12 protein-coding genes and 1 pseudogene are annotated in these 10,897 nt (G+C 71.7%); 9 read left to right on the forward strand and 4 right to left on the reverse strand.

Going from position 1 to position 10,897, the window contains the following annotated elements; translation table 11 throughout:
- Positions 1 to 968, forward strand: a 968-nt coding sequence (locus ACFO0C_RS01485; RefSeq protein WP_378064616.1) for a hypothetical protein, incomplete at its 5' end; no start/stop codon positions are given.
- 15 nt (positions 969 to 983) lie between these two features.
- On the opposite strand, the gene ACFO0C_RS01490 is transcribed toward ACFO0C_RS01485, so the two are convergent.
- From ACFO0C_RS01490 to ACFO0C_RS01500, 3 genes are all read right to left on the reverse strand, one after another.
- Positions 984 to 1,559, reverse strand: a complete 576-nt coding sequence (locus ACFO0C_RS01490) for a type 1 glutamine amidotransferase domain-containing protein (protein ID WP_378064617.1) — start codon at positions 1,557 to 1,559, stop codon at positions 984 to 986.
- A 1-nt stretch (position 1,560) separates the two neighbouring features.
- A complete protein-coding gene (locus ACFO0C_RS01495) occupies positions 1,561 to 2,721 on the reverse strand; it encodes a glutathione-independent formaldehyde dehydrogenase (RefSeq protein WP_378064618.1) in 1,161 nt (386 codons plus the stop codon).
- 284 nt (positions 2,722 to 3,005) lie between these two features.
- Entirely contained in the window at positions 3,006 to 3,350 is a 345-nt protein-coding gene (locus ACFO0C_RS01500) for a YnfA family protein (protein ID WP_378064619.1), read from the reverse strand.
- A 126-nt stretch (positions 3,351 to 3,476) separates the two neighbouring features.
- Here ACFO0C_RS01500 and ACFO0C_RS01505 point away from each other — a divergent pair, with 126 nt between their 5' ends.
- Genes ACFO0C_RS01505 through ACFO0C_RS01515 form a run of 3 tightly spaced genes read left to right on the forward strand, consistent with a single transcriptional unit; the run spans position 3,477 to position 5,432 of the window.
- The gene (locus ACFO0C_RS01505; protein ID WP_378064620.1) at positions 3,477 to 4,166 is read left to right on the forward strand and encodes an arsenate reductase/protein-tyrosine-phosphatase family protein; all 690 of its coding nucleotides are present in this window, start codon (positions 3,477 to 3,479) and stop codon (positions 4,164 to 4,166) included.
- 55 nt (positions 4,167 to 4,221) lie between these two features.
- A complete protein-coding gene (locus ACFO0C_RS01510) occupies positions 4,222 to 4,980 on the forward strand; it encodes an aquaporin (protein WP_378064621.1) in 759 nt (252 codons plus the stop codon).
- 41 nt (positions 4,981 to 5,021) lie between these two features.
- Positions 5,022 to 5,432 carry an arsenate reductase ArsC gene (locus ACFO0C_RS01515; protein ID WP_378064622.1) on the forward strand — a complete coding sequence of 137 codons (411 nt, stop codon included), beginning with the start codon at positions 5,022 to 5,024 and terminating at the stop codon, positions 5,430 to 5,432.
- A 318-nt stretch (positions 5,433 to 5,750) separates the two neighbouring features.
- Here the strand turns inward: ACFO0C_RS01515 and ACFO0C_RS01520 are convergent, their stop codons facing one another.
- The gene (locus tag ACFO0C_RS01520; protein ID WP_378064623.1) at positions 5,751 to 6,113 is read right to left on the reverse strand and encodes an ArsR/SmtB family transcription factor; all 363 of its coding nucleotides are present in this window, start codon (positions 6,111 to 6,113) and stop codon (positions 5,751 to 5,753) included.
- 6 nt (positions 6,114 to 6,119) lie between these two features.
- Here ACFO0C_RS01520 and ACFO0C_RS01525 point away from each other — a divergent pair, with 6 nt between their 5' ends.
- The 5 genes and pseudogenes from ACFO0C_RS01525 to ACFO0C_RS01545 all read left to right on the forward strand — a co-directional run.
- Entirely contained in the window at positions 6,120 to 6,890 is a 771-nt protein-coding gene (locus tag ACFO0C_RS01525) for an ATP-binding cassette domain-containing protein (RefSeq protein ID WP_378064624.1), read from the forward strand.
- Complete coding sequence (locus ACFO0C_RS01530) at positions 6,887 to 7,648, forward strand: ABC transporter ATP-binding protein (protein WP_378064626.1); 762 nt, start codon at positions 6,887 to 6,889, stop codon at positions 7,646 to 7,648. Before ACFO0C_RS01525 ends, ACFO0C_RS01530 begins: the two co-directional genes overlap by 4 nt.
- Positions 7,645 to 8,910: an MFS transporter gene (locus ACFO0C_RS01535; RefSeq protein WP_378064627.1), complete on the forward strand. Its 1,266-nt coding sequence runs from the start codon at positions 7,645 to 7,647 to the stop codon at positions 8,908 to 8,910. The genes ACFO0C_RS01530 and ACFO0C_RS01535 overlap by 4 nt, the downstream gene beginning before the upstream one ends.
- Positions 8,907 to 10,412 carry an ABC transporter substrate-binding protein gene (locus ACFO0C_RS01540; RefSeq protein WP_378064628.1) on the forward strand — a complete coding sequence of 502 codons (1,506 nt, stop codon included), beginning with the start codon at positions 8,907 to 8,909 and terminating at the stop codon, positions 10,410 to 10,412. Before ACFO0C_RS01535 ends, ACFO0C_RS01540 begins: the two co-directional genes overlap by 4 nt.
- Positions 10,409 to 10,897 (forward strand): annotated as a pseudogene (locus ACFO0C_RS01545) (ABC transporter permease subunit); the annotation flags it as partial. The gene ACFO0C_RS01540 and the pseudogene ACFO0C_RS01545, both read left to right, overlap by 4 nt.

Here is a 10,897-nt window from a genome sequence, read left to right on the forward strand (position 1 = left end):
CGGGCCTGCTCCCCGAGCAGGTCGATGCCGGCGTGCGATGGACGGTCCGGCAAGGCTGGGGTGAGGTGGCGCCGCGCCGTGACGGCGGCGCGGACGCGCTGCTCGACGACCTGGCCCGACGACGCACCGACGAGCGGTGGGACGTCGCGATCTGCCTGACCGACCTGCCGTTGCAGACCGACCGGACGCCACTGATCGCGCAGATCTCCACCCGGCGCCGAGCGGCGACGGTGTCCCTGCCCGCACTGGGCCTGAGCCAGCTGCGGACCATCCGCGTGGTTGTCCCGGACTTCGTTGGCGCGCTGCTCGCCGACAAACCCGGCCCTGCACGCCCGGTCGCTGCCGTCAAACGCAAGATCGACAACGACGATGCCGGCGAAGTGCGCTACGTCGGCTCACGGTGGACCGGGCGAGGGCGATTGCTGACCGGGATGGTCCGGGCGAACCGGCCGGGACGCGCGCTGCTGGGCCTGTCCAAACTGTTGGTGGGCGCGTTCGGCACGGCCGCGGTCGCGCTCACCACCAACACCATCTGGCAGATGGGCGACGCGCTCGGCGTCGTGCGCCTCGTCGTGGTGATGCTGCTGGGGCTCACCGGGTTGGTGGCCTGGCTGATCCTCGCCCACGATCTGTGGGAGAAGCCCGACCGTGACACGCCGGCCGAGCTGGCCCGGATGTTCAACCTCGGCACGATCCTCACCCTCGCCCTGGCCACGGCGGTGTCCTATGTCGTGCTGTTCCTCGGCACGCTCCTCGCCGCAGCGCTGTTGATCGACACCTCCGTACTGGAACAGTCCCTGCAACGGCCGGCCCACGCCACTGACTATCTGACACTCGCCTGGATCATCAGCTCCCTGGCCACCGTCGGCGGAGCGATCGGCTCCGGTCTGGAGGACGAGGAGACAGTCCGGGCCGCCGCCTACGGACACCATCCCGACCCGTCCGACCGGGCCGGTGGCAACCGATGATCCGACGGCCCGGAATCATGCCCGGGCCGCGGCTGCGGTGGGCTGCGGGCTCCGGGCGAACTCCCGCACGATGCGGTCGCAGAAGGCCGGCAGGTCGTCGGGTGACCGGCTCGTGGTGATGTTGCCGTCGGTGACGACCGGCTCGTCGACCACCTCGGCCCCGGCGTTGCGCAGGTCGGTGCGCACACTCGGCCACGAGGTCAGCCGTCGCCCGCGTGCCACGTCGGCCTCGACGAAGTTCCACGGGCCGTGACAGATCGAGGCGACCGGCTTGCCCGACCGGACGAAGTCCCGGACGAACCGCACCGCGGCGGGCTCCATCCGCAACTTGTCCGGGTTCACCGTCCCGCCCGGCAGCAGCAACGCCTCGAAGTCGTCGACCGTCACCTCGCCGACCAGCCGGTCGACCCCGAAGGTCCCGGCGTCTTCCAAGTCGTGATCGCGGGCCTGGATCTCGCCGCTGTTGATGGAGACCACGACGGTACGTGCGCCGGCGTCGTCGAGGACCTGTCGCGGCTGTTCCAGTTCGACTCGCTCCACCCCGTCGGCGGCGAGGATGGCGATCCGGCGTCCGTTCAGCTCTGTGGCCATGTCAGGCACCCGCCCCAGCCGTCGCCGGGTGCAGGACGACCTTCGTCCAGCCGTCGTCACGCTTGTCGAAGTGCTCGTAGGCCTCCGGCGCCCGGTCGAGGGGCAGCTCGTGGCTGACAATGAACGACGGCTCTGCCTTGCCGCCGGCGATCAGGTCGCGCAGCTGCCGGTTGTACTTCTTGACCGGAGCCTGGCCGGTGCCGAGCTGCTGGCCCTTGAACCAGAACATGCCGTAGTCGAAGGCGAGCTTGCCCTGCTTGGCCAGCTCGTCACTCGCTCCGGGGTCCTCGGGTACGAAGACGCCCACGTTGCCGATCCTGCCGGTGAACCGTACCGAGGCGACCAGCCGGTTCATCGTCAGGTTGGCCTGCTCCCGGCCGTCGGGCTCGTGCGCCTGATAACCGACGCACTCACAGCCGTTGTCGGCCCCGAGTCCCATCGTCTGCTCGAGAACGGCCTCCACCGGGTCGACCTTCGAGTCGTCGATGGTGATCGCGCCGATCGCCTCTGCCAGGCGCAGCCGGTCGGGGTGCCGGTCGACGACCATCACCTTGCTCGCTCCCCGGATGGTCGCCGACAGGGCGGCCATCAGACCGACCGGGCCCGCGCCGTAGATGACCGTCTGATCTCCGGGCCGCACCCCGGCCATCTCGGTGGCGTGGTAGCCGGTCGGGAAGATGTCAGCGAGCATCACATAGTCGGTCTGCCGCTGCTCGGCGTCCTCACCCAGCCGCAGGCAGTTGAAGTCACCCCACGGCACGCGCAGCAACTCGGCCTGTCCGCCGCCGTACGGGCCCATGTCGGCGAAACCGTACGCGGCACCGGCCATCTTCGGCTCAGGCTGCGCGGTCAGACAATAATTCGTCAGCTGACGCTCGCAGTTCTTGCAGTGCCCGCACGAGATGTTGAACGGCAGCACGACCCAGTCGCCCGCCGCGACCTTGTCGACCCCGTCACCGACCTCGACGACCTGGCCCAGATTCTCGTGCCCGAACCACCGGCCGGGCTCGAAATCGGTGCGGCCCTCATACATGTGCAGATCGGACCCGCAGATGTTCGCCGACGTGATCCGCACCAGCACATCGGTCGGCCGCTCGATCCGCGCATCAGGCACATCCTTGACGCTGACCCGCCGCGGACCCTCATAGACCACTGCCTTCATCGCTACCTCCTCGTTTCGGACACCTCGCTTCGCCCGCTGTCGGGCTTCGTTCTCTACTGGAAACACTCGACCGAATGTCCCGGCCGGACATGAGTTTCGCCTCGGTTCGGCCTCCGCGTGCCGGATCCGACGGGTCTACCGCAGAGATCACGGCCGGGTGGCGCCGCTACCGTCTGCGGCCGGTGCGGCTGTTATATCTCGGACTGTTCGGCGGCAACACCGAGGACCCGCTGCGTCCTTGGGCACCCACATCGGGGTGAACGTGCCGGCCCGTCAACCGGCCGTCACGAGCCGACGGCCGCCCGCGGCGCGTACATGATGATCACGACGCCGAGCAGGCAGACACCGGCGCCGATCAGGTCCCACCGGTCGGGGCGGAACCCGTCGACGACCATGCCCCAGATCAACGACCCGGCGACGAAGACGCCGCCGTAGGCGGCCAGGATCCGGCCGAAGTTCGCGTCCGGCTGGAACGCGGCGACGAACCCGTACACCCCGAGGGAGATCACTCCCCCGGCGATCCACCACAGGCCGCGATGCTCGCGCCAGCCCTGCCAGATCAGCCAGGCCCCGCCGATCTCAGCGACGGCAGCGAGGACGAACAAGAGCAGGGAGCGCAGTACGGTCACGCCCGGCACCCTATGCGGCCGGTGACGGACCTGATGGTCACGGGCCGCACGCGCAGGTCCCGCCCGCGCGGCCCCGGCGAGACCACCGCTTGCAAACGGCGATAAAGCTCAGTCATGATTGAGTCAATGAACGCTGAAACTTCGTCGCTGACGGCGCGGGCCCGGGTGCACGCCGCACTCGGTGACCCCGCCCGCCTCGCCATCGTCGACGCGCTCACTCTCGGTGACGCCTCCCCGGGGGAGATCGCCATCGATCTCGCCATGCCCACCAACCTGATCGCCCACCACGTCAAGGTCCTCCAGGAGGCGGGCCTGCTCGTGCGGACCCGGTCCGAGGGCGACCGCCGGCGCACCTACCTGCGCCTCGTGCCGGGTGTGCTGTCGTCGCTCACCGCACCCCGGCTGGACACCGCTGACCGGGTCGTGTTCGTGTGCACCCACAACTCCGCTCGTTCCCAGCTGGCCGCCGCGCTGTGGCGCGACAGGATCGGCGGCGAGGTCGCCTCGGCCGGCACCGCCCCGGCCCAGCGGGTGCATCCCCGTGCGGTGCGCGTGGCTCACGAACACGGTCTGGCCCTCGACCCCACCGGCACCCATCACGTCGACGACGTGGTCCACAACGGCGACCTGATCATCGCCGTCTGCGACAACGCTCACGAAGACCTCACCGGCCCGATCCAGCCGCGCCTGCACTGGTCCGTGCCCGACCCCGCCCGCGTCGACACCGACGAGGCGTTCGAGGCCGCGTACACCGACCTCGCCGACCGCATCGACCGCATCGCGCCCGCTCTCGACACCGGAGCCGATCATGGCTGACCTGCGACAGCTGCTCGATCAACTGACCATCACCGACTGAACCGGAGTCACCCTCTTGATCACCCTTTGGCGGCGGCTCCTCGCCGAGTTCCTCGGCACGATGCTCCTGGTCACCGCAGTCGTCGGCTCCGGCATCATGGCCACCACACTCTCCCCCGGCGACGTCGGCCTCCAGCTTCTGGAGAACTCGGTCGCCACCGCGTTCGCCCTCGGCGCCCTGATCCTGACCTTCGGCCCGGTGTCCGGCGCCCACTTCAACCCGGTGGTCTCGGCCGCCGACTGGTTCCTCGGCCGCCGTTCGGGCACCGGTCTCACCATCAAAGACCTCGGGGGGTACGCCGTAGCGCAGACCCTCGGAGCCATCGCCGGATCGATCCTGGCGAACCTGATGTTCGACCTGGCCCCGGTGACGATGTCGACGAAGGACCGCGCCGCCGGCAACCTGTGGCTCGGTGAGATCGTCGCCGTCGTCGGCCTGCTGCTGCTGATCTTCGCGCTCGGCCGGTCCGGCCGCGCCTCGGTCGCCCCGGCCGCGGTCGGTGCCTACATCGGCGCCGCCTACTGGTTCACCTCGTCGACCAGCTTCGCCAACCCGTCGGTGACCATCGGCCGTGCCTTCACCGACACCTTCGCCGGGATCGCCCCGGCCTCGGTGCCCGGCTTCGTCGTCGCCCAGATCGTCGGCCTGGTCGTCGGCGTCGGCCTGCTGGCCGCGCTGTACCCACACGCCGGTGACACCGCAGGCACCGTCGTGGTCCCGCACGACGACGCCGACCAGGCCGCGACGAGATCGACGCCCGGGTCCAAGACCTGATCAGCCTATTCGCCACCCACCCCTGAGGAAGAAAGAAGCTCATGAGTGACACCAAGCCCACCGTCCTGTTCGTCTGCGTCCACAACGCGGGCCGTTCCCAGATGGCCGCCGGCTGGCTGCGCCACCTGGCCGGTGACAAGGTCGAGGTCCGCTCGGCCGGCTCCGAACCGGCCGACCAGATCAACCCAGCGGCGGTCGAGGCGATGAAGGAGGTCGGCATCGACATCACCGACCAGACCCCCACCAAGCTCACCTGGGACGCCGCCAAGGAATCCGACGCCATCATCACGATGGGCTGCGGCGACGCCTGCCCCGTCTTCCCCGGCAAACGCTACGAGGACTGGAAACTCGAAGACCCGGCCGGCAAGGGCGTCGACGCCGTCCGACCGATCCGCGACGAGATCAAGGCCCGCATCGAGGTGCTGCTCGGCGATCTGTTCCCGGCCTCCTGACCATGGAGTCTCCCGTTGACGGTTCGCCTGCTGCGGCAACGTCCCCGGCCGCCGGAGTCCCGGTCCGCCGGTACAGTCGACGGGCACGAGTCGTACGCCGGGCATTACCGAGCCGTTGAGCATCGCCCGGGGTCAGATCGGCGAAACCGACTGGGTTGACACCGACGACCATCTCGATGCTCTCGCCGCACGACTTTCCCGCAGCGCTTAGAACTGTCCGCTGGATTCGGGAGATTCGGACTCGGGTGCCGGGAGGAATCACCCACCGGTGAGCATCGCAACCACACCCGAACGGCTGCCGGACACGTTCCGGCGGGTCTATCCGTCGGTGGCCGCGGACGCCTGATCGGCCGCGCCGGCGGGGAAGAGCGCTTCGCTCAGCAGCGCGCGCACGTGCGGGTCGGCGGCCGAGTAGTGGATGAAGGTTCCCTCGCGGCGGCCGCGCACCAGGCCGGCCAGGCGCAGTTTGGCCAGGTGCTGGCCGACCGCGGTGGGGGCCGCGCCGACCAGCTCGGCCAGGCACGCCACCGAGGTCTCACCCTGCGCCGAGGCCGAGGCGCGGGCGGGCGCCGCGAAGACGTCGGTCAGCGACTGACGGGCAGCTCGATTCCGGCGCAGTCGCACAGCGTTGGCGACAACGAGGGAGCCGGTCGGCTTCTCGAAAATGAAAATGGTTATCATCTTCGTGTGTTGAATGTGTCGCGCCTCAGCGTGCGGATCGGCGACCGGGCGGTCGTCGACGATGTGGACCTCACGGTGATGCCCGGCGAGACCGTCGGCGTCATCGGCGGCTCCGGGTCGGGCAAGACCCTCACCGCCCTCGCCGTGCTGGGCCTGTTGCCCGCCGCCGCTTCCCGGCAAGGCCGCATCGAGTTCGACGGCACCGACCTGTGCGTCGCACCGGAACGGCACCTGCGCCGGATCCGCGGAGCGCGTATCGGCTTCGTCGGCCAGGATGCCCTGGCCGCCCTCAACCCCCTCGCCACGGTCGGGCGTCACCTGCGCATCCCGCTGCGCCGTCATCGCGGCCTGTCGCGCACCGCGTCCGCGCACGCCGTCACCGAGCTGCTCGACCAGGTCGGGCTGCCCGCCGACGCCGCCCGCACGTACCCGGCACAGCTGTCCGGCGGGCAACGCCAGCGGGTCGCCATCGCGATGGCGATCGCGAGCCGGCCCGCGCTGCTCATCGCTGACGAACCGACCAGCGCCCTGGACCCGCCCACCCAGGCCGGCATCCTCGACGTGCTGCGCGCCCTGCCCATGACTGCCGACGGCGCACCGGCCGCCCTGCTGCTGATCAGCCACGACCTGGCCGTGGCAGGTCAGATCTGCGACCGGCTCGTCGTGATGCACGACGGACGCGTGGTGGAGACCGGCGACACCGCCGGCATCGTCGCCACGCCCCAGCACCCGTACACCCAGGCCCTCGTCGCCTCCGCCCGGATCCTGGCGGCATGACCGGCCTGCTCACGGTGACCGGCGCCGCCAAGTCGTACCGCTCCCGAACCGTTCTCGACGGCGTGGACCTGACCGTGAACGCCGGTGACCGCCTCGGCGTCGTCGGCGCCTCCGGCGCCGGCAAGTCCACCCTGCTGCGGCTACTGCTCGCCGTCGAGGCGCCGGACCGCGGCGAGATCCGCCTGCGTGACCGTCCGGTACGGCCCGGCCGTCCCGGCACGATGGCCTGGTTCCGGCGGGCGGTGCAACTCGTGCCGCAGGATCCCTTCGGCTCCCTGAGCCCGCGGATGACGGTCGCCGAGATCATCACCGAACCGCTGATCTGCCTGCGCGTGCCCGGTCACCACGCGGCCCGGGTCAGCGAACTGCTGACCGCCGTCGACCTCGACCCGGCGCTGGCCGGACGCCTGCCGTCGGCGCTGTCCGGCGGGCAGCGGCAGCGGGTCGCCGTCGCCCGGGCGCTGGCCCCGCGACCGGAGATCCTGGTCGCCGACGAGCCGGTCAGCGCCCTCGACGCCACCGTCCGCGTCCGCGTGCTGGATCTGCTGCGCGACGTGTCCGAACGCAACGGAACAGCGCTGGTCATGGTCTCGCACGACGTCGCCGCGGTACGACGGGCCTGCACCCGCGTCGCGGTCCTGCACCAGGGCCGGATCGCCGAGTCCGGCACCGTCGGCGACGTCCTGACCCGGCCCCGTACCGAGGCCACCCGCGACCTGCTCGCGGCCGTACCCCGGCTGCCGTCGGCGGCGGCGTGACGCACAGCCTGCGCCGATGGCTGGTACTCGCCGAGATCGTGCACCTGCCCGCCGTACCCCGTCTGCTCGTGCTCACCCAGCTCGCCTTCAACATCGGCTTCTACCTGGTGCTGCCGTTCCTGGCCGGCCACCTCGCCGACGACCTCGGGCTGGCCGCCGCCACCGTCGGTCTCGTGCTCGGCTTGCGTACCTTCAGCCAGCAGGGTCTGTTCCTGCTCGGCGGAACGCTCGCCGACCGGTTCGGCATCCGCCCGGTGGTGCTGGCCGGCTGCGCCGTCCGCGTCGCCGGGTTCCTGGTGCTCGCTTTCGCCCACAGCCTGCCCGGTGTCCTGGCCGGAGCCGTGCTCACCGGTGTCGCCGCCGCGCTGTTCTCCCCCGCCGTGGAATCCGCGCTGGCCCGCGAGGGCACCCGGCTGGAGAAGTCCGGGCGGCTGCCGCGTACCGAGTTGTTCGCGATGTTCGCCGTCGCCGGTGAGGTCGGCGCGGTCACCGGGCCGCTGCTCGGCGTGCTGCTGCTGACCGTCGGGTTCCCGGCCACGAGTGTGGCGGCCGCCGTCGTGTTCGCGGCGATCCTGGCCATGCACTGGCGGTGGCTGCCCGCCGGTCCCGGCGCGCACGCCGGCGAACCGGTCCTGGACGGGCTGCGGGAGGTGTTCGGCAACCGCCGGTTCCTGGCCTTCGCCGCCGCCGGCAGCGCCAACCTGTTCGCCTACAACCAGCTCTACCTGGCCCTGCCGCTGGAACTGGCCCGCGTCGGCGAAGACGGGGCGCTCGGCTGGCTCTTCGCCGTCGCCTCGATCATGGTCATCGGCGCTCAGATGCCGATCGCCCGGTTCGCCCGCGACAGCCTCGGCCCGCGCCACGCTCTCACGATCGGTTTCCTGGTGATCGCCGGCGCCTTCGCGCTCGTCGCGGTCCTCGTCCCGCTCACCAGCACCGTGCTGCCGGCCGTGACGCTGGTCGTGCTGCTCACCGCCGGGCAGATGCTCGTCAGCCCCGTCGTCGGCGACGTCACCGCCCGGCTCGCCGGTGAACGCCGCCTCGGCGCCCACTACGGCGTGGCCTCGGCCGCCGGTGGCATCGCCGTACTCGCCGGCGGCACCGGCACCGGCGCCCTCATCGACCTGGCGCCGGCGTCGTCGCCGCTGCCCTGGGCGGCTCTGGCCGCCGTACCCCTGCTGAGCGCTGCCGCGCTCTGGCTGATCACCCCCGCGACGGCCGTACGTGAGCACGCGCCGTCGGCACGAAAGGTAACCCCGTGAAACGACGGATTCTGCTGGCCACCACCGCCGCGGCCACCCTGGCCACCACTGCCGGCTGCTTCGCCGGGCAGGCCGCCCCCGCGGCCGGAGGCGACCAGGCACGCCTGCGGATCGGCATGGCCTTCGCCCCGGACGGCAGGCTGTCGCCGTACACCGACGACGCCACCCTGGTCACCCAGCTCGGCGTCGCAGAACCGCTGGTGCGGCTCACACCCGACGGCCAGGCCGAACCCGCGCTCGCCGCGAGCTGGACCCAGCCGGACAACCGGACGGTACGGCTCACGCTGCGCGACGGCGTCACCTTCCACGACGGCACCGCGCTGACCGCCCAGGCCGCCGCCGACGCACTGACGAAGGCGACCGCCGCCAAGCCGGTGCCCCGCGCGATCGCCGCCGTCGAGCTCACCGCCACCGCCGTCGACGACAGGACCGTCGAGGTACGCACCGGACAGCCGGACCCCGTACTGATCAACCGGCTGGCCAGCCCGCAACTGGTGATCCTCGCCCCGAAGGCCTACGCCACGAACGCCACCAGCCCCGACCCGATCGGCCACGGTACCGGCCCGTTCCGGTTCACCTCGGTGCAGGGCTCCTCAGCCGCGACCCTGGAACGCTTCGACACCTACTGGGGCGGCCGCCCGCAACTGTCCGGCCTGGACGTGCGCTTCCTGCCCGACGGCGCGGCCCGCGCCGGTGCCCTGCGTGCCGGCGAGGTCGACGTGGTCACCGCCCTGCCGGTCGCGCAGCTGCCCAACATCACCGACCGGCGGATCATCGAGATCCCCCTGCCCCGCACCATCGGCCTGCACCTGGTCGGCACCGAGGGCAGGACGTTCGCCGACGCCGGGCTGCGCGCCGCCGCGAAGGCCGCGATCGACCCGGCCGCCATCACCGGAACCGTCTACGAGAACCGCGCCGACGCCCCCGCCGGCCTGTTCGGTCCCGCCTCGGCGTGGGCCACGGCCGGCCGTGCCGGAGTACCGGCGGTGACCGCCGCGCCCGCCGCCGACCCGGCCGGCCGCAAGGTGACCCTGGCCACCTACACCGACCGGCCGGAACTGCCCGAGGTCGCCACCGCGATCGCCGCAGCGTGGAAGGCCCGCGGCTTCGAGGTGGAGACCGTGGTCCGTGAGTACACCGTCCTGGAACCGGACCTGCTCGCCGGAAGGTTCGACGCCGTCCTCGGCACCCGCTCATACCTTCTGGACTCCGCCGACCCGATCAGCTACCTGCGCTCCGATTTCTCCTGCGACGGCAGCTACAACCTGGCCCGCTTCTGCGACCCGGCCGTCGACACGCGGCTGGACACCGCCGACGCCCTCACCGACATCGGCGCACGCCAGAACGCCGCCCTGCGGATCGAATCCGACCTGACCGGCCGGGCGATCACCGTGCCGATCGGTCACGAACGCGCCCGCATCGGCACCGCCGGCGGCGCCACCGGCCTCACCGAGGACCCCTACGAGCGCACCCTCGTCACCGCGGGCACCACGCTGCGATGAAGGCCCTCACCACCACCCGCCGGTGGGCCGCCCTCACCGTGACCGTCAGCGGGCTGGCGGTGACCGTCGCCGCGCTGCCCTGGCTGCGCGGCGACGACCCGGCCCGCTCCGTACTGCGCGCCCGCCTCAGCGAACGCGAACCCGACGCGGCCGCGCTGGCCGCCGTCCGCTCCGAACTCGACCTCCCGGCCGGGCCGGTGCAGGGCGCCTGGCAGTGGCTGTCCGGCGTGGTCACCGGCGACCTCGGCCGTTCCTGGGTGGACGGCGCGCCCGTGGCCGACACCCTCGTGTCCGCCGCCGGGGTCTCGGCGCTGCTGTCCGGCGTCGCGGCAACGGTCGCGGCGATCGTCGGCGTACTGCTGGCCGTGCCCGCCGCCTGGGCAGCCGCGGGCCGGCGTCGGCCGCGCACCGGATACGCCGCGGCCGCCCTCGCCGCGCTGCCCGAGTTCGTGCTCGCCGCCGTGCTCATCACCGTCGTCGCCGTC

Origin of the sequence: Actinoplanes subglobosus (genome assembly GCF_042650585.1) — a bacterium.
GTDB lineage: Bacteria > Actinomycetota > Actinomycetes > Mycobacteriales > Micromonosporaceae > Actinoplanes > Actinoplanes subglobosus.

What these genes read in the sequence shown, in the direction of transcription:
- ACFO0C_RS01505 (WP_378064620.1), top strand. Translation starts at nt 3,477, where the DNA reads ATGAACGCTGAAACTTCGTCGCTGACGGCGCGGGCCCGGGTGCACGCC.
- ACFO0C_RS01520 (WP_378064623.1), bottom strand. Translation starts at nt 6,113, where the DNA reads ATGATAACCATTTTCATTTTCGAGAAGCCGACCGGCTCCCTCGTTGTC.
- ACFO0C_RS01490 (WP_378064617.1), bottom strand. Translation starts at nt 1,559, where the DNA reads ATGGCCACAGAGCTGAACGGACGCCGGATCGCCATCCTCGCCGCCGAC.
- ACFO0C_RS01530 (WP_378064626.1), top strand. Translation starts at nt 6,887, where the DNA reads ATGACCGGCCTGCTCACGGTGACCGGCGCCGCCAAGTCGTACCGCTCC.
- ACFO0C_RS01495 (WP_378064618.1), bottom strand. Translation starts at nt 2,721, where the DNA reads ATGAAGGCAGTGGTCTATGAGGGTCCGCGGCGGGTCAGCGTCAAGGAT.
- ACFO0C_RS01515 (WP_378064622.1), top strand. Translation starts at nt 5,022, where the DNA reads ATGAGTGACACCAAGCCCACCGTCCTGTTCGTCTGCGTCCACAACGCG.